We start from the raw sequence: 20,325 nt of genomic DNA, 5'->3' as shown, positions 1-20,325 counted from the left end.
CGCATGAATAATGCGGGCTAATCCTGAAGAAGTTTGATTAAAACGACTGTGATGTTGTCGCGCCCGCCCGCGGCCAGGGCGTCCTTGATCAGTGCGTTCGCCGTGTCCTCGACCGACTCGTGGTCCTTGAGCAGCTCGCTGATGTGCTTGTCATCGAGCATGTCGGTCAGTCCGTCGGAACACAATAGGAAGATGTCGTTCGCCAAGCTCGAGAGTCGGCGCGTGAACACGTTGAGCACGCCGGAATGATCCACGCCCACGGCCTGGGTCAGGATGTGTTTGCGCGGATGCTCGCGCGCCTGCTCCGGTGTCAGGCGGCCCATCTCGACCATCAGCTGCACCTCGGAGTGGTCCTTGCTCAACTGATAGAGCTCGCCGTCGCGCAGCAGGTAGGCCCGGCTGTCGCCCACGTGGGCCAGAATCACCTCGCCTTGAAACACCAGCAGCGCGGTGATCGTGGTGCCCATGCCGAAGCATTCCGGGTTGTCGGCAACGTGTTCGCGGATGCGCTCATTGGCCAGCAGCAGCATTTGGACCAGCCGCTCCTGCAGCGCCTCGCCGTTCTGGTTGGCGTCCCCGCGCGTGTAATACTCGGACAGCGTCTGGGCCGCCAGGCGGCTGGCCACCTCGCCCGCGGCCACTCCGCCCATACCGTCGGCCACCACGTACAGCCGTCCGAGCTCCGGGTCGTGCGGACCGAGGTTGGCCAAATCATAAGAGAAGAGGGAGTCCTCGTTGTTGGCCCGAACCAGACCCTTGTCGGTACGTACTGCGGTATGTATGCGAAGTACCATCTGCGGCTGTTTTCCTCTGATGATCTGGGGAATATAGCAGATGATGGGGCTCGCATCCAATGTAAACAAATTCACCCATCGCACCGTCCATTTCGGATAGTATGCGGCCGATGATCGTACTGGGAATCGAAACGAGCTGCGACGAGACCGCGGCGGCCCTGGTGGACGGCAGACGATTGCTCTCCTCGGTGGTCGCCAGCCAGGTCGAGGATCACCGCAAGTACGGCGGGGTGGTGCCCGAGATCGCCAGCCGACTGCACATCCAGGCCGCGCTGCCGGTGATCAGCGCGGCGCTGGAGCGCGCGGGCATCGGCCCCGAGCAGGTGCAGGGGGTCGCGGCCACGCGCGGCCCGGGCCTGATCGGCGCGGTGCTGGTCGGCCTGAGCCTGGCCAAGGCGTTTGCCGCGGCACGCGAAATACCGATGATCGGCGTGAACCACGTGGAGGCGCACCTGGCCGCCACGCTGCTGCTGGACGACCCGCCGCAATATCCATACCTCGGGCTGGTGATCTCCGGCGGTCACTCGGACCTCTACGTTGTGCGCAGTTTCGAGCAAACCGAGCTGCTCGCCAAAACTCTCGACGACGCGGCCGGCGAGGCTTTTGACAAGGTCGGCCAGATGCTGGGCCTGCCCTACCCCGGCGGGCCGGAGATCTCGCGGCTGGCCGAGCACGGCGATCCGCGGGCGTTCGCCCTGCCGCGGCCCAGGCTGCGCTCCAAGGATCTGGACTTCAGCTTCTCGGGACTCAAGACCGATGTGCGGCGCACGGTCCAAGCGTTGGGCGACGATCTGGCATTACGCCGGGCCGACCTAGCCGCGAGCTTTGAGCAGGCGGTGATCGACGTGCTGATCGACCGCGCGCGGCGCGGTGCGCGCGACACGGGGCTGAACACGCTGGTGGTCAGCGGCGGCGTGGCCGCCAACCGCGCCCTGCGCCGATCATTGGCCGAACTGGCGCAGGCCCAGGGGCTGCGGCTGGTGCTGCCGCCGATCGAGCTGTGCACCGACAACGCGGCAATGGTCGCCGCGGCCGGGGCCGTGTTGCTGGAGGCCGGACGGCGTTCGGAGCCCGACCTCGACGCCTTCGCCTCGCTTGCGAGGTAGAGATGCCCGAGCCGGTCGCGCTGCGTAAATCGCTCTCGCAGAACTTCCTGCCCGACCCTAAAACCCTCGAGCGCATTGTCAACGCGGCCCAGGTCGGCCCAGACGATGCGGTGCTCGAGATCGGCGCCGGATCGGGCCACCTGACCGCGGCCCTGTCCCGCGCCGCGCGCCGCGTGACGTCGATCGAGTTCGACCGACGTCTTGAACCGGCTTTGCGCAGCCGCTTCGACCCGTCGGGCAACGTCGAGCTGATCTTCGCCGACGCGCTGAAGGTCGGATTGCGCGAGCTGGTGCCCGAACCGCGAATTAAAATCGTGGCCAACCTGCCCTATCACCTGGCCACCCCGATCCTGGTGCGGCTGCTGGAGCACGGGGAACTGTGGTCGATCGCCGCGCTGCTGCTGCAAAAAGAGGTGGTGCAACGCATCTGCGCGATTGGCGGCCGCAACGTGAGCTCGATCTCGCATCTGGTGCGGCTGCACGCCGAGTCGACCAACGCGGGGATCGTCAAGCGCACGGTGTTCGTGCCGCGCCCCAAGGTTGATTCGGCGATCCTGCGGCTGGACTTCGAGCGCCCCTGGCCGCAACAACCGACTGATCCGGCGCTGTTCCAGCGCGTGCTGCGCGCTGCGTTCTCAGGCAGACGCAAGATGTTGAGCAATGCGCTTACGACTCTGGGCCTGCCCAATACAGACGACAAGCAAGTCCTGGCCACGTTGCTGCAACGTGTGGGCGTTGATCCCCGGGCGCGGGCCGAGCAGCTCGCGCTGCCGGATTTTATCGCCGTTGCCGACGAGCTGGCGCGGCTGCAAGGCAACCTTTGACATGAAAAATCAAAGCGGGTAGCATTGCACGGAATTTGCGTCTCCCCCCCCAGTCACCGATAGGACAAGGAAACGAAGATGGCCCGGGGCCGACATATCGTCATCGAAGGTCCAATCGGCGTGGGGAAGACGAGCATGACGCGAATGCTCGCCCAGCGGATCGGGGCCCGGCCGCTTTTCGAGCAGGCGTCTGAAAATCCGTTCCTTGAAGATTTCTATCGAGACCGGCGTAAGTTCGCGTTTCAAACGCAGATTTTCTTTCTGCTGTCGCGCTGGCAGCAACAGAAGGAATTGGCGCAGCCGGACCTGTTCAGCGAGGGCGTGGTCGCCGACTACCTGTTCGCCAAGGACCGGATCTTCGCCCAGCTCAACCTCTCGGAGCGCGAGCTGACCCTCTACAACCGACTGTACGATCTGCTAATCACTGATATTCCCAAGCCGGACCTGGTAGTATATTTGGCAGCGCCGACAAAGGTGCTGTTGAAAAGAATCCGGCAACGCGGCACGCCGCAGGAAAGGCCGATAACCTCCGATTACTTGGAGGAGTTGAACCAGACCTACAACCGGTTCTTTTTCAACTACGAGGAGTCGCCCCTGCTGGTGGTCAACACCAGCGAGATCGACTTCGTCGCCAACACAGACGACTTTGAGGAACTCCTGCGGGAGATCCTCAGCCACGAGAGGGGAGTCAAGCACTTCATACCGCTTGGATCCGGCTAGGCCGGACCGGGACGGACGCACAGATCAGGGAACCTGACGTCGACGTCAAACCTACGGCGATCGGCACATGTCGCGGAGCCCTCGATATTCGATCGCGTTCCCTCGGTACGGCCGGGGGTTTTTATTTTTGAGCGATAAAGCACAGCCAATGGTAATTGAAACCATTACCCAGATGCAGCGCTGGTCCGACGAGCGCCGCGCAGAGGGGCTGCGCATCGGCTTCGTACCGACCATGGGCTATTTGCATACCGGCCACCTGGGCCTGGTGGACATCGCGCGCGAGAGGGCCGACCTGGTCGTGGCCAGCATCTTCGTCAATCCCACCCAGTTCGGACCCAACGAGGACCTTGCGCGCTACCCGCGCGACTTCCAGGGCGACTACGCCAAGTTCGCGCAGCACGGCACGCACGTTGTCTTCTGCCCCTCGGCCGACGAGATGTATCCCGAGGGCTACAGCACCTACGTGCGCGTCGAGGGGTTGTCCGACGGCCTGTGCGGCGTATCGCGGCCGGTGCACTTCCGCGGCGTGGCCACGATCTGTCTCAAGCTGTTCAACATGGTCAAGCCACACGTCGCGGTCTTCGGTAAAAAAGACTACCAGCAGTGGAGCGTCATTCGACGGCTGGTGCGCGACCTGCACCTCGAGATCGAGGTCGTGGGCGGGACCACGGCACGCGAGCCCGACGGCCTGGCGATGAGCAGCCGCAACGCCTACCTGCAACCCGATGAACGAACGGCCGCACTGTGCATCAAACGCGGCCTGGAAAGCGCCAAACAGGCGTTCAACCAAAACGAACGCGAAGTGAAAAAATTAATCGACCTGGCCAAGGCGAGCATTGAGGCCCAGCCGCTGGCCAGGATCGATTACGTTGAGATAGTTGACGCGGAAAACCTACAGCCTTTGCAGGGGCGGGTGGAACAAGACGCCTGCCTGGCCGCCGCGGCCTACCTGGGGAAGACACGCTTATTGGACAACGTTGAGTTGTCCGTAGCTGATGGGAGACGAGCACCATGAAACGCACCATGCTCAAGAGCAAAATCCACCGTTGCGTGGTAACCGGCGCCGACGTGCATTACGAGGGAAGCATCGCCATCGACTCCGAACTGATGGCCAAAGCCGACATCCTTCCCTACGAGAAGCTCGACATCTGGAACGTCGATGCCGGCACGCGCTTTTCAACCTACGCCATTGTCGGAAAACCGGGATCGGGCGAGATCACGGTCAACGGCGCTGCGGCGCGGCTGGTTGCCGCCGGAGACAAGGTCATCATCGCCTCCTGGCTCGACCTGGAGCCCGATGAGATCGCCGCGCACAAGCCCAAGCTGCTGTTCGTGGACGAGCACAACCGCGTTAAAAGCTCGGCCCCCAAGCTGGCGATCTCCTGACCGCCGCACAGACCGCGACCGGCCACGGCCGCCGCAACCGGTCCTGTTGACATCCCACGGGCGTCCGATCCGGGCGCCCGTTTCGTCTGTGCGCTCCGCGCGTCAGCAGTTATAATCCACGCTGTAACATTAAACGGAGGTGTTGTTTGAGCCGCCTGGGCCGACTATGGAACGTGGTCAAGGAGATTCTCAAGCGTTACCTGCTGACCGGAATCGTGGTCACGGTGCCGCTGGTCGTCTCAATCTGGGTACTGTGGCTGGTGATCGGCTTTGTGGACCGCACGACCGACAGGCTGCTCTCGCTGCTGCCCGACCCCTTCGGTCCCGAGCACTGGGTGCACTTCAACTTCCCGGGACTGGGCGTGATCATCACGCTGCTGCTGCTGATCCTGATCGGCGCGCTGGCGCGCAACCTGATCGGTCGCCGGGCGATGTCGCTGACGGAATATATCATCGAACGCATCCCGCTGATGCGCTCGGTTTACAGCGCGATCAAGCAACTGCTGACCACGCTGTTCGTGGCCAACACCGGCAACTTCAAGCGCGTGGCGCTGATCGAATATCCGCGCCCCGGGATCTGGACCCTGGCGTTCGTGACCAACGACAACGTCGGAGTGCTTAAAAGCGTGCTGCCCGAACCGTGTTCGAGCGTATTCGTGCCCACCACGCCCAATCCGACCTCGGGCTACTACGTGATCGTTCCCAAGCGCGAGCTGATCAACATCGAGGTCAGCGTGGAGCAGGCGTTCAAGATGCTGATCTCGGCGGGCATCATCGCCGAGGCGTCCACTGGAGTTGAAGCCGACTGATGCGCCGCGATTGGATCGCACCGTGCGCGGTCACGCTGCTGGCCGGAGCGTTGCGCTTCATCGGCCTGGGCGATCAATGTTTCTGGGGCGACGAGCTGTGCTCGATCAACGTCACCAAGTTCCCCCTGGCCTCGTCCCTGGCCTATTACAGCACCGACCCGCACCCGCCGCTGTTCTACATCAGCGTGCGGCTGATGCGCCAGTTCGGCGAATCCGAGACCTGGCTGCGCGCGATCCCCGCACTGTGGGGAACCCTTGCGGTCCTGGTGCTCTACCTGGCTGTGCGGCAACTGCACGGCACGCGCGCCGCGCTGATCGCCGCGCTGGTGTTGGCGCTCAATCCGCTGCACAACTGGATCAGCCAGGATCTGCGCAACCTGAGCATGCTGACCACCCTGGGCGCGCTGTCGGTGCTGCTGTTGATCCCGATTGCCAGGGGACGCCGCGACCGACTGAGCCCGGCCCACGCGCTGGTCACGGCCGCCGCGCTGTACACCAATTACTTCGCCTTTTTCATCGTGGCCTTCCAAGGGCTCTACCTGCTGTGGTCCAGGCGCAGCCTGCGCCAGCTCAAACACATTGCCGTGCCGTTGCTGCTGTTCGCACCCTGGACGCTGTTCCTGGTTTCGCAGTTCATTCACGGCCAGAGCTGGCGCGAGTTCACATCCCTGGGTCAGATGCTGTTGCAGACCTGGCTGGCCTGGACGTTCAACTCGTTTCCCTGGCGACCATCAACGCTAAGCGGCCTGCTCGAGCCGCTGCTGGCGCGCAGCGGGCCGAACTACGGACTGGTTCAGCTGGCGCTCAGTGCGCCGGCCCTGCTGCTTGTCGGCTGGAGTCTGGTCCGGCGCAAGGATCGCGGGAACCGATTGTTCGCCGCCTACCTGCTTCTGCCCTTCGCACTGGTGCTGGCCGTATCGCTGTTCGTACCGCTGTTCTCGGCCAAGTACATGGTGTTCGTGGTCCCGGCGTTCGCCGCCTGCGTCGGCCTTGGTTTCGACGCGGCCTGGGAACGCTCGCGGATCCTGGCCGGGGCCTGCCTGGCCGCGCTGCTGCTGTGCGGCGCGCTGGGCATCGCGCAGACGCGCAACGATCCGCTCTACTCCAAACCGCAGTGGCGCGAGGCGTTCAGCGCCATGGCCTCGCGCACCGGGCCGCGCGACCTGCTGTTGGTCTTCAGCCGCCACAGCACGCCGGACCTGCTGTACTACTACCGGGGCGATGCGCCGCTGAAACAGATCATCCTCGATTCCAGCCGTCTGACGGTCCCCGACGATTCCGACGAACTGCATCTGCGCCTGGAGAAGCTGATCGCGGAGCGCGACACGGTCTGGCTCGCCGACTACATGGGCTACCTGCACGACCCGCAACGCTCGGTGGAACGCCAGCTGGATCAGCGGCTGGAACGCGGAGAACCGATATCGGTGCAGCCATACATGGGGATCCGATTCATCCCCTACAGCTCGCCACAATCCGCTGACGAGGCGACGCTGCCATGAGACGGTCGACCCCGGTCCTGATCGTGCTCGCGCTGCTGGCCGCGATTGTCGGGCTGATCAACGGCGGACCGATGGGCGCGCTGCGCGCCGTGCTCTATCTGGCAGCCGTGCTTTGCGGCGCGGTGCTGACCCTCTACACCCTGCGCCGGATAATCTCGCTACTGCTGCTGTTGCTGCCGCGCACATCCGAGCCGGTACCCACCGAATCCGAGCCCTGGCCCAACCTGCTGCTGCTGGTGCCGTGCCGCAACGAGGCCGCGGTGCTGCCCGAGACCATCTCCCGCCTGGTGCTGATCGAGGCTCCGCCGGATCGATTGCGAGTGCTGCTGATCGACGACGGATCAAACGACAACACAGCCGAGCTGCTTGATGCGGCATGCAAGGGGCGCGGCAACTGGAGCGTATTCCAGGTGCCGCCCGAGCGAGCGGGCGCGGGCAAGCCCGCGGCGCTCAACGCAGCCCTGGCCGATGAGCAATGGGCCGAGGTTGTGCTGGTGCTCGACGCGGACGACCGCGTACCGCCGGACTGGCCCATTAGCGCGGCCGCGCAGATCAACGCCGGGGCCGACGCGGTGCAGTTCGGGCTGCGGATCCACAACGGAACCCGGAACGCAGTTACCGCCTACTGCCTGCTCGAACAGATCGTGCACCAGGCGGGGATCGTGCGCATCCTGGAGCTGGCCGGCAATCCGCCGCTGCTGGGCCACGGATTTGCCATCAGGCTCGACACGCTGCGAAGGGCCGGAATGTTCCCCGAGGGGAGCCGCGCCGAGGATGTGCCGCTAAGTAAAGCGCTGCACGCGCAGGGCAGCAAAGTGCGCTTCGTGCGCGAGCCGCTGGTCGAGCACCTGGCCCCGCAAAGCGTGCGGGCCTACATCGACCAACACGCCGGCTGGTCGCGGGCCTTTGCCTCTGAACCGTGGTGGGACCCCTCCGGCGGGCTTCTGGCGCGACTGGCCGGTCTGCTGTATTTGCTGGGCTACGCCGACCGCGCGGCGCTGCTGGTGGGGCTGGCGCTGGCGCTGCTCGCGCCGCTGAGCGGCGTGGCCTTCCCCTGGTGGCTGATCGCGGCTCCGCTGCTTTGCGCAGCGCTGTTCGCGGCCGGAGCGCTATTACAAGCGCGCGAGCCGCTGGCGCTGTGGTTGCGGCTGATCCCCGCACCGCTGATCTTCCTGGCCGACATGCTGGCCGCGTTGCGCGGCCAGTTCTCGGCGCTACGACCCGGTCCCCAACCCTGGGTGGTCACGCCCAAGCCCGGCGGCAACGAGCAGACCGATGTTGCGCATACCTGGGCAGTGGTCGTGGTTCACGGCAAGCCGCCGAGCTTGCCGCGTTGCCTGGAGGCCCTGCGCCGCTCTGGAGTGCAACGCGGGATCGTGATCGCCGACATGCCGCTGCTGGAACACGGCCGTCCCTGGGCCGCAATCTATGAGCCGGGATTCGACTTCTTCTATCAGCCGGGCAACCGCGGGTACGCGGCCGCGGCCAACGTCGGCCTGGAGCGCGCCTTTAACGCGGGCGCGCGCCACGCGCTGCTGTGCAACCCCGACGCGTTCGTCGATCCGGACGCGGTGCGGGCGCTTTCGCGTTTGGCCGACCGTCATGCTGATTGCGCCTGCGTGGGCGCGCTGGTCCGGCGCGGCGACGATTGCTCAATCCTCGAGGGGTTTGCCGGAGCGATTCGTCCCAACCAATTCCTGGCTCGCATTCGCGGCCAGGGCGAGCCGTCGGCAAACGCGCGCTACTCCGCCGGACCCGTGGACTTCCCCCTGGGTTGCTGCCTGTTGATTACCCGTCGCGGCTGGAACCTGGTCGGAGGGCTTGATAGTGAACTCTACTGCTATCACGATGAGCTCGATTGGTGCGAACGCGCGCGGGCGCGCGGGTTGCGTTGCTTTGTCGAGCCCCGGGCCACGGTCGAGCACGCGGGGCCCACGAGTTCGATGGCGCGAATTGTTAAGACCTACTTCCTGGGACGCAATGCCGAGCTGCTCTCGCGCAGGCTGCGTGGACCGGGATTGCGGGCTGTTTATCTCGCCGCGTGCGCGGCTGAGAGCGCGTTGTGGATTTTGGGCCGCAGCCGCGAGATTGAGCAGGTCGCCTGGCGCATGCGTGGACGGCGTGACGCGCGAGTCAACGCGCCGCCCGACCCGTGGATCGTCAAACGGATCGGCCTACAGGTGACGGAGGACGATTGAGCGAACGAACCGTAATCTTCGGCGCCGGATTGGCCGGACTAAGCGCCGCGGACATGCTCAGCGCGCGCGGCCGCGAGGTGCACATCTTCGAGCGTCTGCCGCAACTGGGCGGCTTGGCGCGCAACGTGCGCATGGGCGGCTTCACCTTCGACCTGGGCGGGCACCGTTTCTTCTCGGCCGACCCGGGGCTGATCGCTTGGCTGCAAGAGCTTTTGGGCGACGACCTGCTGACGGTCGACCGCCGCAGCCGGATCATGCTCGGCGACCGCTTTTTCGACTACCCGCTGCGGCCGGCCAACGCGATGCTCGGGTTCGGCGCACGCGACACGGCGCGCATCGTGCGCGACTACGGCACAGCCGCGCTGGGCCGCCTGCTGGGCCGCTCGCGGGACGACGACTTCGAAAGCTGGATCTGTTCGCGCTTCGGCCGCGCACTGTTCGAGATCTACTTTCGGCCCTACACCGAAAAAACCTGGAGCCTGCCCTCCAGCGAGATCAGCGCGGACTGGGCCAACACGCGCATCCAACTGCTGAGCCTGTTCGACGCGGTGCGCAAGGCATTGCTAAGTTCGCGGCGCTCCCCGCGCACTTATGCCTCGCAGTTCTTTTATCCGCGCGGCGGAATCGGCCGCATCGCCCAGGCCCTGGCCAAGCGGGTCGAGGCGCACGGCTCGGTGATTCACCACGTGCGCGGAGTCGAACGCGTGCGCCATGAAAACGGCCGCGTACGCGCCGCGCTGGTGCGCGAGCCCGACGGATTGGTCGAGGTCCAGGGTGCGCAGTTTATCTCCAGCGTGCCGATCACCGAGCTGATCCGCATCCTCGATCCGCAACCGCCGACGCAGGTGCAGGACGCCGCGCGGATGCTGGCCTACCGCTCGCTGGTCTGCGTGTTCATGATCATCGACCTGGAGCAGGTGAGCGACGACACCTGGATTTACTTCCCCAACACGGCGCAGATTTTCGGCCGCAGTCACGAGCCGCGCAACTGGGAACGCGAGATGAGCGAACCAGGGATGACCAGCTTGTGCCTGGAGATCTTCTGCGGTCCCGGCGATGCGGCTTGGGAGCTGGACGACAAGGCGTTGGCCGACCTGGCGGTGCGCGACCTGGTGGCCACCGGCCTGGTGGCGCGCGACAAGATCCGCACCGCGTTCATCGAGCGCGTGCCCGACGCCTACCCGCTGTTCCGCGTGGGGTACGAGCGACAACTGGCCGTGCTCACGCAATACCTATCCACCTTGGAGAACCTGCACCCGGTGGGCCGCACCGGCCGCTTCGCCTACCTTAATATGGACGAGGTGGTGGCCGACGCCCTGGACCTTGCCGGGCGTCTGGGCGAGGGCTGAGCGCGATGCCCAAACGCCTCGGCACCGCAACCCAGGCCAGAACCCTGCTGATGCTCATGGCGCTGTGCCTGGCCGCGCACCAGGCGTTGGACCTGCTACGCCGACCCTACGGATTCGAGCCCGAGTCGTTTCGGCTCTCGGCCCTGCTGGTGCTGGGCAGCATGGTGCTGGCTGCTGTTCTGGCCCTGCGCGGAATCGAGCGCGAGCGCACCAGCCTATTTCAAAAGCTCTTGGAACGTCCCACGCGCAACGCCAAAATCCTGGTGGCGATCTGCTTCGCCCTGGGCGCGCTGGCCGCGGCCCTGGCCCCGCAGTGGAACGACGAACGCTTCAACCTCGAGGCGGCCCAGGTCCTAATCGACCACGGCCTGGGTCAATATCTGGCGAACTACGGGTCGCTCTCCGACTGGCTCTCGCCGCACCATCCGCCGCTGCTGGCCACGATCTACGGGCTGCTGTTCAAGCTCAGCGGCTCCTCGCTGTTCGCCGGCCGGCTGCTGGGCCTGGCGTTCTTCTGCGCCGCCCAGTGGATGACCTTCGCCCTGGGCCACGAGCTGTACGACGAACGCAGCGGCCTGATCGCCGCGGCCTGTCTGCCGTGCTTTCCGCTGGTGATCTTCGAGGCGCCCACCGCGCTGTTCGACATGCCGTTCCTGTTCTTCTTCCTGGCCGCGCTGCTGTACTTCAAGCGCACGTTGGACCGCGGTGGATACGGCAACGCAATCACAGCCGCCCTGGCGATCGGGCTGGGCGGACTGACGCGTTACAACATGCTGTTCATCTACCCGATCCTGCTGGCGATGCTCGTGCGTTACGGCAAACCCGGCGCATGGCGCGATCGACGCGTGTGGCTGGCGGCTTTGGGTCCGGTGCTGGTGGCCGCGCCCTGGATCGCGTACTTGGCGCTGACCGAGGTCGGCCGGATGCAGGTCCAGCGGCTGGCGAGCTACCTACTGGTGGCGTTTGTGCCCGAGGGCGGACCGCAGTACGTGCGCGAGGCGCTGCTGCCCGTGCTGCCGGTGCATCTGGGGATGTTCATGGTGCCGCCGCTGGTTTACGGCTGCTGGATCAGCGTTCGGCAGGCGCGCTCGAATACCGAGCGACGCCGCGCGACGAGCCTGATTTTCTGGTGGATCGCGATCCTGCTGGTGCTAACCGGGCTGACCATCCCGCATGTGCGCTACCTGCTGCCCGCGTTCCCCGCCCTGGCCCTGGCCATGGCCCGCGGCCTGCTCAACCTCGGGCCGCACGCCGGGTCGGTTTATTTGCTGGCGCTGTTTTGCAGCCTAAGCAGCGCGTTGGTCTACGACCTACTCAGCGCCTTCGGCCTGGTCTACGTCTTTTATTAGTTAAAAATAATCTGGCCCGGCCCGCGGTCTGCGTTGATCAGCGGCCCTTGATCTTGCGCAGATCGATCGAGGTCAGGCCCATGGTCGAGCGGGGCATGCCCGAGGATTTGGACTTAGCCGCTGAGCCTTTGCGTTTGCGCGGCTTGCTCACCAGCGGCTGGCCGGTAAGCGAGACCACGGCGCTGGCCTTGGACGGACGGGCTACAGGCTTGCTCGCCTTGGATTTGGCGGCTTTAGGTTTTACGGCTTTGGGGGTTGCGGCCTTGGGTTTGGCTTTGACGGGCGGCGGGGGCTGGACAACGCGCAGGTCCTTGGTGGACAACGGCTGCTTCCGAGCCTTGGGTGCGGCGGCTGCCTTGGGCTCCGGCTGCTGCTTGGTCTGGGGCTGCTCCGGCTGCTGCTCCATGCTGCTGCGCAGGGCCTGTTTCAGCTCGCTCTGCGAGGCCTGCCGCAGGGTGTCCAGATTAGATTCCAATCGGGCCAGGGACGAGCGCAGGTCGGAGAGCTTGCGCCCCGAGCGCGCCAGCACGGCCTCCAGGGTTTGTAAATCGCCGTGGCTGGGCAGCCCGATCATTCCGCGCACGCTGGAGATCGTATCCATCAGGCGCGCCCGACTCTTGGAGATTCCCTCCATGCGCCGGGTCAGACCGTCGTTGTCGAGCAATATGCTGATCACTTCGCTCAGCCGCTCCTCGCCCACGGAGAGAATCCGGGTCAGCTTGCCCTCAGGGCCTTCCATTTGCACTCCTCGGCCCGGATCATTGCCAGAGTTCCAACCAGCGCTCGCGCTGAGGAACAATCCCGGCTGATAATCCAGGTTAGAAAGTCACTCCCACCTGCATTCCGCCGCCGAAGATGTCGCCCGAGGTCTTGACCACCTGGAACGGATATTCGTCGTCGATCTGTTGCTGAACCACGCGCCGCGGCTCGAGGTGGAACATCTGGCCGTAGACGTCGATGGTGAAGAAGTCCATCACCGTCACGCCCAGGCCGCTGCTGAACACGTGCGTCGTATTGTCGACCAGGTTGACCAACCCCTGCTCTTCTTTGAGGGGCGTGGGAATGTACTGGTAGCCGCCGCGCAGCTTGAACTGCATCTCGTGAACCATCCACAGGCCGCGCAGCTTGGGCAGCGCGTACTCCACGCCGACGCGCGGCACGATCGTGTCGCGTAGTTGCGGCACCAGCGGCTCGGCGATGTTCAGCGGCATTACGATCTCGGCGTCGATACCCGGCACGTTGATGTCCACCGGCGGCAGCGGTCCCAGCGCGCCGACAACCGGCAGCGTGATCGATTTGACGCGGCCGGTGATCGTCGCCGGCAGCGTGCTGAGGTTGACCCGCAGTTCGTCGATATCGAGTTTGAAGTCCGGGCTGGGGAACTCCGACCAGTCGAACCAGGTCGCATCGAACGAGAACAGCAGCCCCTCGATCGGCTCGACCGCCGCGCCCACCGTGGCCTGCTGCGGCTGCCACATCTCGGTGGCAAACAGGTTGGCCTCGATCGGCAGCTTGACCGTGATCGTCATCTCGCCCTCGAGCCCGTCGAGCTCCAGCGGCACGATCAGCGGCGTATCGCCGAGCATCGGGATGTCGATGATCACGTCGGCCTTGAGCGGGAACAGGCCGGGCACGAGCTTGTCGATCTCGCCCAAGTCGAAGGTGAACTCCTCGATCGCCATGTTGATCTTGGCGTCGATGTCCACCGACAGGCTGTAGTTATAGCGGTATGACGCGCCGAAGCGCAGCCACTCCAGCGGCTGATAGTGGATGCCGGCCACCGGGTCGAAAGTCACCGGCAGCGAGAGCTCGACGTCGATCCCGGACCGGATCGGCTCGGGCGCCGGATTGCCCGGGTCCAACGAGAGGTTGCTGTTGTCCAGTTGCAGCGGCACGTAGGCGCTGCCCTCGATGCGCAGAAAGATGCTCGCTCCGGCGCCGAAGCTCAGCCCGGGCAGCGGCTCGAACGCCGCGCCGGTGAGAATACAGATTCGTTTGGAGCGATTCTCGTGCATCAGGAAGGTCGGCTTGCGGCTGTCCAACGGTTTAAAGCGGATGATCACTCCGCGGGCCTCGGGCAGGTAGAGCCCCACTCCGTAGGCCAGCATCGGGTGCAGCTTGAGCGCCGCGCCGATGGTATAGCCGCTGACCAGCGGAACGTCCTCCTGCTCGTTGGCCAGATCGGCCAGCTGCTGAGCTTCGCTGCGCGTGGCGCTCTTGGCCGGTTGTAGCTCCATGGACAGCTTGGGGTACATCGCCATAAATCCGGCTGAGACCTGGTAGCCGCTGATCTGGGTCATGCCGGCCATGTTGTAGTAGATCGCCTCCCAGTCGTCGGCCACCGCGGTGAACGCAGAGCCCATGGCGTTGGCCCGGGCGCCGAAGCCGTAGAGGTCCAGCGGGCTGCCCAGCGCGGCCGGGGCCAGCGCCAGACAGACGATCAGCGCACACAGGTATTTGGCGATCCGCCGGCTATCGGATATCAAGGGAAATCGCCCCCCAAAGTGATTGCGGTATGTTCATTCCCTTATAGAGGATTGCCCTGGATTAAATCAAGCTGCACTCGGGCTACAGCGCCCGGATTCGACATCGATTCAATCCTGGGACTCAAATACGATGTCGCACCACATGTGTTCGCTGGTGTGCGCCAGCTCGTCCTCGAGCCAGACCTCGATCGTGTGCGGGCCCTCCTCGGGGAACAACGCCTCTTCGCGTTGCAGCACCATATTGCCGAAGGTGCGACCCGCCTTGATGTTGGCGTCGTCCGCGTCGGTCTGGTCCCCTTCGACGTCCTCGCCGAAATATTCATTAAAAAAGACCGTGGCCACGTCGCCCTCGTCGTCGGTCCACGGGGCCTGAATCACGAAGTTCGAGCCGATGTAGACCTGCTCGGGACACTCTAGTTCGTCAAGGGTCGGAGCACCGGGCACCGTGTCGTCGTCATCATCCTGATCGTCGTCGTCCGTGTCGTCGTCATCGTCGCCGTCGTCATCGTCGCCGCCGCGCGAGTCGTCGTCATCGTCCGACTTCTCGGCCTCGCAGGCGTACATCATGAACGCAACCAGGCACAGCGCCGTGAGCAATGCCAACCACCTCATGTCTACCTCCCGTGAATCAGCGTAAGAATACCACGGCCTCGCGATCGAGCCGATACCAGGGTGCGTCGTTGCGCTTTGGCAGCGGTGCAATGATTTCGTAATAGGTTCCGGCGGCGAAGTCGATCAGGAACATCCGGTTGGAATTTCTGCCGATCAACTGCAGCGCGCCGAACTCGTCCCAGAAAGTTGGCACGGCGCGCTCGATCAACAGCGTCGGGTCACCGCGCGAATACGGATTATCGCCGTCCAGATCGAACAGCCGCAACGACTCGTTGCCTTGCTCGCCGCGACTGAAACCAAACACCTCGCGCGTATCGCGCCGCAGATAGACGTAGCCGTTTTTAGTCGGATGCGCGGCCAGCAGTTGAATCGCGGAGCCCGTTCCGGCCAATCCCAGGTCGCCGTCCTTTTTCCAGCTGAGCAGACGCTCGTCGGTCAGCGCATAGTACGGCAGCCGCCAGTTACGGTCATCGAGCAGTGCGGCAAAGCCCTGCACGTCGGCCTGCGCCAGTTGCTCATTTTCCGGCAGGCGCACCACCGTAAAGCGCTTGTTCTGCAAATCCGAACGAGCGGTCACGGCCACGCCCCAGCGCGGCAGATACTCCACGCGCTGCGCGCCGGGGAAGGTGAAGGTCTGCACCGCGCCGTCGTTGATATCGGCCCGCCGCACGTAGCTCGCGCGACCCTGCGCTCCGCCGTCGATCAGGCCCAAGGCGTAGCGTCCGTCGACCGAGAATCCGGCGCAGCGCTCGACCCAATCTTGGTCGCCGCCGAACGCCTCGCGTCCGTCCGGCAAATAGACCAGGCAGCGCTGCTGGCTGCGCAGCTCGGTCTGGATCGCCAGGGCGCCGCGCGATGAGATCTGCATCTTGCTGACGATCGCCACGCCGCTGGTGTAGCTGCCCGACGCCTCGTAGAGCAAGCTCTCCGCGCGCGTCTCGAGGTTCAGCCGCAACACCCTGATCAGCACCGGGCCCAGGCGCGGGGAGTACGGGTCTTGGCGCACGATGCACAATGCGGCCAGGCGGCGGGACGGGTCGACCTCGAACGCGGCGAGGTCGAAGCCGTCGGGCGGCACGTAGTAGACCGTGCGCTCCCAAAGTCCCTCGGCTCGTTCGGATTGTGTCAGCGCCACCAGCCGATTATCGCCGATCAACCATAGCTGGCTCAGCCGCGCGAGCAGCGCCGGGTCCTGCGTGAAGGTCCGGGCTTGATACTGACCCGGTACGCCCGGGGCATAGCTCGCAACTGGCCACAGGGCGAACGCCGCCAGAGCCAGTGTCAGGGCCGCGATGATCCTGCACGCTTTCATTGAGGGTCATTTACGCTGAGCCGCCCGCCGCTGTCAACGCCGCGATTGACAGGTCTTGGCCGCGGCCAATACCCTTGGCCCATGACGGCCGATCCTCCAACCGGCGAACAGCCGATATTCCCAAGGCGCATTGGGCGCTTGCTGGCCTCGGAGCCCTGGCTGGTCGTGCTCAGCGCGGTCTGGGCTGCGCTAGCGCTGATCCTGCCCACCGACGCGCGCACGCTGGTCGACGATTCGTGGAACTTCGCCCTGCCCGTGCAGCAACTGCTGTTCCACGGCAGACTCTACTTCGATCCGTTCAACTCGGCCGCCGCTGTGATCCACACGCTGTGGGGCGCCCTGTTCTGCCTGGTGTTCGGCTTCGAGCCCTGGGTGCTGCGGCTGTCCAACGTGGCCGCGACCTATTTGGCGGCTGTGGGACTTTACTCGATGGTGCGCTGGTCGGGCCGTCGCGGGGATGAGGCGTTCATCGCGGCGCTGGTGCTCAGTGCCAGCCCGGTGCTGCTGGTGACCGGATTCACATTTCAGTCGGACATGGTCTACCTGGCGATGCTGTGCTGGAGCTGCGCGCTGTTGGTGCGAGCCGGGACCAGCGGTTCGCGCAAGGCGTTGGTGTGGGGTGCGGTGATCGCCGCGCTGTCGATTTGGAACAAGCTGCACGGGCTGCTGATCGCGCCGCTGGCCCTGCCCTGGTTCCTGGCCAACCGCCGGAGGCTGGCCCTGCCCTGGCCGCACCTGGCGATGTTGGTCGTGCTGCCGCTGACCAGCTACGCCGTGTTCCGTCTGGGCTACGAGTGGTTCCACCCGGTGCACACCACCCTCGACGCCAAGTGGCTGCAGGTGCAACAGCGCCTGGCCCAACGCGCGCCGATCATCCGCGACCTAGCCCCGCGCAGCGCGCTGCTGCTGATGCACACCGGGATCGTGCTGCTGCCGCTGATCGTCGGCCTGGCCCTGGGCCCGCGGCTCGAACGGAAGACTCCGTGGCTGTGGCGTAGCGTGATCGTGGGCCTGGCCGCGTTTACCGCCTGGTGGCTGCTGCGTATCGAGCTGGACGTGATTGAGAGTGGCCGCTACGTACTGGAAAAAATCGAAACCGTCTGGCCCTATCTGCCCTCGATGCTTACCGAGCTGCCGCCGCTGGAGTGGCCCTGGGGCTTTGCCCACGCCACGCAGCTCGCGCTGATCGGCGGTGCGCTGCTCGCCGCGATGCTGGCGTCCCGGCTGGCCAAGGCGATCGTCGATTACAAGTCGCCGGTGGGCATGCTGCTGTTGGTGCTCGTCGGACAGCTGGCCGTGCTCTACCCACTGGCCCAGTTCTTCGACCGCTACTTCATCGGACCCACGGCGCTGTTGATTGCAATCGTACTGATCGGCTCGCGACGTCGGCTGTCGATATTCTCCCCGGGCTGGCTGTTGCTGATCCCGCTGCTGGTGATCGGCGGAATTCGCTCGACTCAGTATCTGCGAATGCACGAGGCGCTGTGGGATCAAGCCGCTGTGCTCGAGCGCCGCGGCGTGGACCCGATGCAGATCGACGCGGGCTACGGCTATTGCGGGCTTCACAACTACCTGCCGAGCCTCGAGCATCCCGATCTCAAACGCGCCCGCGAGGAGGACGCCTGGTACGTCAAGGGCCTGTTCCTGGCGATGGACGTGCAGTACGTGGTCTCTTGGGGACCGGCCAACCAGCGCTACTTCGAGATCGAGTCGGTCAGCGACGAGCCAGCCTACGACGGGCTGGGAGTGCTCGATCCCAAGCACGTGGTGGTCAGCCGCCGGACTGCCTACGGCCCCCCGGCCGAGCCGCTCAACCCGCGCCTGCCCCCGGAATAATCAGCCGTCGAGCTGCGCCATGGTGCGCAGGAAATTGCCGCCCAGAATCCCCAACAGTTCCTCGTCGCTGAACCCACGGCGGCAAAGCAGTTCGGTGAGCGCGGGCATCTGCGAGATGTCGTGCATGCCGCGCGGCAATGTCCAGAGAAAGCCGTCGATGTCCGAGCCGATGGCCGGCGTCTGCGCGCCGAAGTGCTCGGCGATGTAACAGATGTGGTCGGCCACGCGATCCAGGTCGCAGCGGATATTGGGCGAAAGGAAGTGGCAGCCGAAGATCACGCCCACGCAGCCGTGGCTTTGGGCGATGGCTCCGAGCTGATCGTCGTCAAGGTTGCGCCAGTGCGGCATCACGCCGCAGACCCCGGTGTGGCTGGCGAAAATCGGCCCCTGGGCCAACTGTGCGGCCTGCATAAACCCCGCTTTGTTGATGTGCGCCAGGTCGATCATCACACCGATGCGGCCGCAGGCTTTGACCAACTCGCAGCCGTAATCGCTCAGGCCCGAGTCCTTGTCCGCCCCCTTGCCGTAGGCCGGTGTGGCCGCGGCGTTTTTCGAGAAGTGCGCCAGGGTCAGGTAGCGCAGTCCCAGACCGTGAAGCCGCTCGAGGTCCTCCACTCCGTGATGCAACCCGTGGGCCCCCTCCAGGCCGAGCACCGCGGCGATTCGGCCCTGGGCGCGGGCCTGCTCCACGTCGGCGGCCGTGCGCGCGATCATCAGCTTGTCGGTCCGCTCCTGGATTCGGTGAAAATAATCGACCTGATTCAGCGCCGAGCGGTTTCGCTTTGCAGCCGATTGCAGCGGATTGGTCACAATGCCGAACCCCACGCAATTGACTCCGCCCTCGATCATCCGCGGGATGTCGGCCTGCCAGACCAGAGGCGAGTACGGAAACGGACTATGGCGCTTGGTGATGTCGTAGCCCACCAGGTTGTGCACCACGCCGCTGTCCACGTGCAGGTCCGCCACCAGCGCCCGCGCATGAATCTGCGCCGCCCGATCCGAGACCTCGATCCGCTCGCGTCCGCCGAATATCATGCCGATCCCCCCGTTGCGACTCAGCCGTGCTCGTCGTGTTTGCGTTTATCAATGGTGTAGTACAGCCGCCCCTCGAACTCGTTGCTCTCCACGCCGTGAGTGCGTTGGAGCTCGTCGAGATACTTGCGCACCTCGTTTGGATGCAGGCCCAGGGATGCGCACAGATCGTCGATTGTCACCGGCCGAATGCGCAGCATTTTGATGATTTGCTCGGCGCGATCCTCGCTATAGGCCGGATGCGCGGCGCGGCTGAAATCAGCCACCACCTCGACGTTGCCCGCAAAGCGCGCGCTGATCGAACGCAACCAATCGCTGTCAACCGCAGCGGCGCTGCCGAATCCCGGCGGACGCACCACAGTGGTCAGCTGAATCTTGAACGGCGCGATGGCCGCGGCAGCCTGCGCCAGGCGTTCGACCTCGTCACTGCTGTCGTTGATGCCCTTGACGAATAGAATCTCGAGCCAGACCTCGCCCGCGAAGCTGTGGGTGAACAGCTCAATGCCCTGAACCACGCGCTGCGCGTCGATCCCGGGGGCCGGACGATTGACGCGCTGGAACACCTCTTGGGAGACCGCGTCCAGGCTGGGCACCACCAGGTCGGCGGCAAACAGCTCGTCGCGCACAGACTGTTCGTCGAGCAGCGATCCGTTGGTCAGCACGGCCACCGGAACATCGCACAGCTGCTTGACCAGCCGAATCAGCCGACCGATCCCCGAGTTCAACGTGGGCTCGCCCGAGCCGGAGAAGGTCACATAATCCAGTCCCTTGCCCGCCGCCGGATCGCTGAAATATTTACGCAGCTCGGCCTCGATCGTTGCCAACGGCGCATACTCGGCCCGCTGTCGCGTGTGCTCGGTGGTGCGGCCGACCTCGCAGTACACGCAATCGTAGGAACAGACCTTCCACGGCACCACATCAACGCCTAGGCTCATTCCCAACCTGCGCGAGGGGACCGGACCGAAGATCACTTCCGATTTGCGTTGCATCAGCGGTCCTCCTGCTGCGAATCG

General features: G+C 64.9%; 18 protein-coding genes. 11 read left to right on the top strand and 7 right to left on the bottom strand.

The genetic code is table 11. The features are described from left to right. Positions 1-17: 17 nt before the first annotated feature. A complete protein-coding gene (locus tag P9M14_14655) occupies positions 18-794 on the bottom strand; it encodes a Stp1/IreP family PP2C-type Ser/Thr phosphatase (GenBank protein MDP8256988.1) in 777 nt (258 codons plus the stop codon). Positions 795-904: 110 nt separating this feature from the next. Between P9M14_14655 and tsaD the strand changes: the two genes are divergently transcribed. The 10 genes from tsaD (at position 905) to P9M14_14605 (ending at position 12,034) form a co-directional block, all read left to right on the top strand. After that, on the top strand, positions 905-1,900 hold the full coding sequence (tsaD, locus tag P9M14_14650; protein ID MDP8256987.1) for a tRNA (adenosine(37)-N6)-threonylcarbamoyltransferase complex transferase subunit TsaD: 996 nt from the start codon (positions 905-907) through the stop codon (positions 1,898-1,900). Positions 1,901-1,902: 2 nt separating this feature from the next. After that, complete coding sequence (gene rsmA / locus P9M14_14645) at positions 1,903-2,724, top strand: 16S rRNA (adenine(1518)-N(6)/adenine(1519)-N(6))-dimethyltransferase RsmA (GenBank protein ID MDP8256986.1); 822 nt, start codon at positions 1,903-1,905, stop codon at positions 2,722-2,724. Between the two features lie 78 nt (positions 2,725-2,802). Continuing rightward, a complete protein-coding gene (locus P9M14_14640; protein ID MDP8256985.1) occupies positions 2,803-3,444 on the top strand; it encodes a deoxynucleoside kinase in 642 nt (213 codons plus the stop codon). A gap of 148 nt (positions 3,445-3,592) precedes the next feature. Further along, positions 3,593-4,459 carry a pantoate--beta-alanine ligase gene (gene panC, locus P9M14_14635; protein MDP8256984.1) on the top strand — a complete coding sequence of 289 codons (867 nt, stop codon included), beginning with the start codon at positions 3,593-3,595 and terminating at the stop codon, positions 4,457-4,459. Then, positions 4,456-4,830: an aspartate 1-decarboxylase gene (locus tag P9M14_14630; GenBank protein MDP8256983.1), complete on the top strand. Its 375-nt coding sequence runs from the start codon at positions 4,456-4,458 to the stop codon at positions 4,828-4,830. Before panC ends, P9M14_14630 begins: the two co-directional genes overlap by 4 nt. Before the next feature lie 146 nt (positions 4,831-4,976). Next, positions 4,977-5,639, top strand: coding sequence for a DUF502 domain-containing protein (locus P9M14_14625; GenBank protein ID MDP8256982.1), 663 nt, complete (start codon positions 4,977-4,979; stop codon positions 5,637-5,639). Next, the gene (locus tag P9M14_14620; GenBank protein ID MDP8256981.1) at positions 5,639-7,138 is read left to right on the top strand and encodes a glycosyltransferase family 39 protein; all 1,500 of its coding nucleotides are present in this window, start codon (positions 5,639-5,641) and stop codon (positions 7,136-7,138) included. Before P9M14_14625 ends, P9M14_14620 begins: the two co-directional genes overlap by 1 nt. Beyond that, positions 7,135-9,336 (top strand): glycosyltransferase, encoded by a 2,202-nt coding sequence (locus tag P9M14_14615; protein MDP8256980.1) that lies wholly within the window; start codon positions 7,135-7,137, stop codon positions 9,334-9,336. Before P9M14_14620 ends, P9M14_14615 begins: the two co-directional genes overlap by 4 nt. Beyond that, complete coding sequence (locus P9M14_14610; GenBank protein MDP8256979.1) at positions 9,333-10,685, top strand: FAD-dependent oxidoreductase; 1,353 nt, start codon at positions 9,333-9,335, stop codon at positions 10,683-10,685. The genes P9M14_14615 and P9M14_14610 overlap by 4 nt, the downstream gene beginning before the upstream one ends. A gap of 5 nt (positions 10,686-10,690) precedes the next feature. After that, complete coding sequence (locus P9M14_14605) at positions 10,691-12,034, top strand: glycosyltransferase family 39 protein (protein ID MDP8256978.1); 1,344 nt, start codon at positions 10,691-10,693, stop codon at positions 12,032-12,034. A 37-nt stretch (positions 12,035-12,071) separates the two neighbouring features. On the opposite strand, the gene P9M14_14600 is transcribed toward P9M14_14605, so the two are convergent. The 4 genes from P9M14_14600 to P9M14_14585 form a co-directional block, all read right to left on the bottom strand. Then, positions 12,072-12,773 carry a hypothetical protein gene (locus P9M14_14600; GenBank protein MDP8256977.1) on the bottom strand — a complete coding sequence of 234 codons (702 nt, stop codon included), beginning with the start codon at positions 12,771-12,773 and terminating at the stop codon, positions 12,072-12,074. Positions 12,774-12,852: 79 nt separating this feature from the next. Beyond that, entirely contained in the window at positions 12,853-14,520 is a 1,668-nt protein-coding gene (locus P9M14_14595; protein ID MDP8256976.1) for a hypothetical protein, read from the bottom strand. A 108-nt stretch (positions 14,521-14,628) separates the two neighbouring features. Beyond that, a complete protein-coding gene (locus P9M14_14590; GenBank protein MDP8256975.1) occupies positions 14,629-15,132 on the bottom strand; it encodes a hypothetical protein in 504 nt (167 codons plus the stop codon). A 16-nt stretch (positions 15,133-15,148) separates the two neighbouring features. Further along, positions 15,149-16,444: a hypothetical protein gene (locus P9M14_14585; GenBank protein ID MDP8256974.1), complete on the bottom strand. Its 1,296-nt coding sequence runs from the start codon at positions 16,442-16,444 to the stop codon at positions 15,149-15,151. A 138-nt stretch (positions 16,445-16,582) separates the two neighbouring features. On the opposite strand from P9M14_14585, the gene P9M14_14580 reads away from it, so the two are divergent. Continuing rightward, a complete protein-coding gene (locus tag P9M14_14580) occupies positions 16,583-18,280 on the top strand; it encodes a glycosyltransferase family 39 protein (protein ID MDP8256973.1) in 1,698 nt (565 codons plus the stop codon). Here P9M14_14580 and P9M14_14575 read toward each other — a convergent pair whose 3' ends face one another. Both P9M14_14575 and P9M14_14570 read right to left on the bottom strand, forming a co-directional pair. Continuing rightward, on the bottom strand, positions 18,281-19,315 hold the full coding sequence (locus tag P9M14_14575; protein MDP8256972.1) for a membrane dipeptidase: 1,035 nt from the start codon (positions 19,313-19,315) through the stop codon (positions 18,281-18,283). A gap of 20 nt (positions 19,316-19,335) precedes the next feature. Continuing rightward, the gene (locus tag P9M14_14570; GenBank protein MDP8256971.1) at positions 19,336-20,301 is read right to left on the bottom strand and encodes a radical SAM protein; all 966 of its coding nucleotides are present in this window, start codon (positions 20,299-20,301) and stop codon (positions 19,336-19,338) included. Positions 20,302-20,325 lie beyond the last annotated feature (24 nt).

Source organism: Candidatus Alcyoniella australis, from assembly GCA_030765605.1.
Taxonomy (GTDB): domain Bacteria; phylum Lernaellota; class Lernaellaia; order JAVCCG01; family Alcyoniellaceae; genus Alcyoniella; species Alcyoniella australis.
The sequence above is the reverse complement of the archived record's forward strand: the minus strand, read 5'-3'. Positions and strand labels throughout refer to the sequence as shown.

What these genes read in the sequence shown, in the direction of transcription:
- tsaD (MDP8256987.1), top strand. Translation starts at nt 905, where the DNA reads ATGATCGTACTGGGAATCGAAACGAGCTGCGACGAGACCGCGGCGGCC.
- P9M14_14640 (MDP8256985.1), top strand. Translation starts at nt 2,803, where the DNA reads ATGGCCCGGGGCCGACATATCGTCATCGAAGGTCCAATCGGCGTGGGG.
- P9M14_14615 (MDP8256980.1), top strand. Translation starts at nt 7,135, where the DNA reads ATGAGACGGTCGACCCCGGTCCTGATCGTGCTCGCGCTGCTGGCCGCG.
- P9M14_14600 (MDP8256977.1), bottom strand. Translation starts at nt 12,773, where the DNA reads ATGGAAGGCCCTGAGGGCAAGCTGACCCGGATTCTCTCCGTGGGCGAG.
- P9M14_14585 (MDP8256974.1), bottom strand. Translation starts at nt 16,444, where the DNA reads ATGAAAGCGTGCAGGATCATCGCGGCCCTGACACTGGCTCTGGCGGCG.
- rsmA (MDP8256986.1), top strand. Translation starts at nt 1,903, where the DNA reads ATGCCCGAGCCGGTCGCGCTGCGTAAATCGCTCTCGCAGAACTTCCTG.
- P9M14_14570 (MDP8256971.1), bottom strand. Translation starts at nt 20,301, where the DNA reads ATGCAACGCAAATCGGAAGTGATCTTCGGTCCGGTCCCCTCGCGCAGG.
- P9M14_14655 (MDP8256988.1), bottom strand. Translation starts at nt 794, where the DNA reads ATGGTACTTCGCATACATACCGCAGTACGTACCGACAAGGGTCTGGTT.
- panC (MDP8256984.1), top strand. Translation starts at nt 3,593, where the DNA reads ATGGTAATTGAAACCATTACCCAGATGCAGCGCTGGTCCGACGAGCGC.
- P9M14_14575 (MDP8256972.1), bottom strand. Translation starts at nt 19,315, where the DNA reads ATGATATTCGGCGGACGCGAGCGGATCGAGGTCTCGGATCGGGCGGCG.
- P9M14_14630 (MDP8256983.1), top strand. Translation starts at nt 4,456, where the DNA reads ATGAAACGCACCATGCTCAAGAGCAAAATCCACCGTTGCGTGGTAACC.
- P9M14_14605 (MDP8256978.1), top strand. Translation starts at nt 10,691, where the DNA reads ATGCCCAAACGCCTCGGCACCGCAACCCAGGCCAGAACCCTGCTGATG.
- P9M14_14590 (MDP8256975.1), bottom strand. Translation starts at nt 15,132, where the DNA reads ATGAGGTGGTTGGCATTGCTCACGGCGCTGTGCCTGGTTGCGTTCATG.
- P9M14_14620 (MDP8256981.1), top strand. Translation starts at nt 5,639, where the DNA reads ATGCGCCGCGATTGGATCGCACCGTGCGCGGTCACGCTGCTGGCCGGA.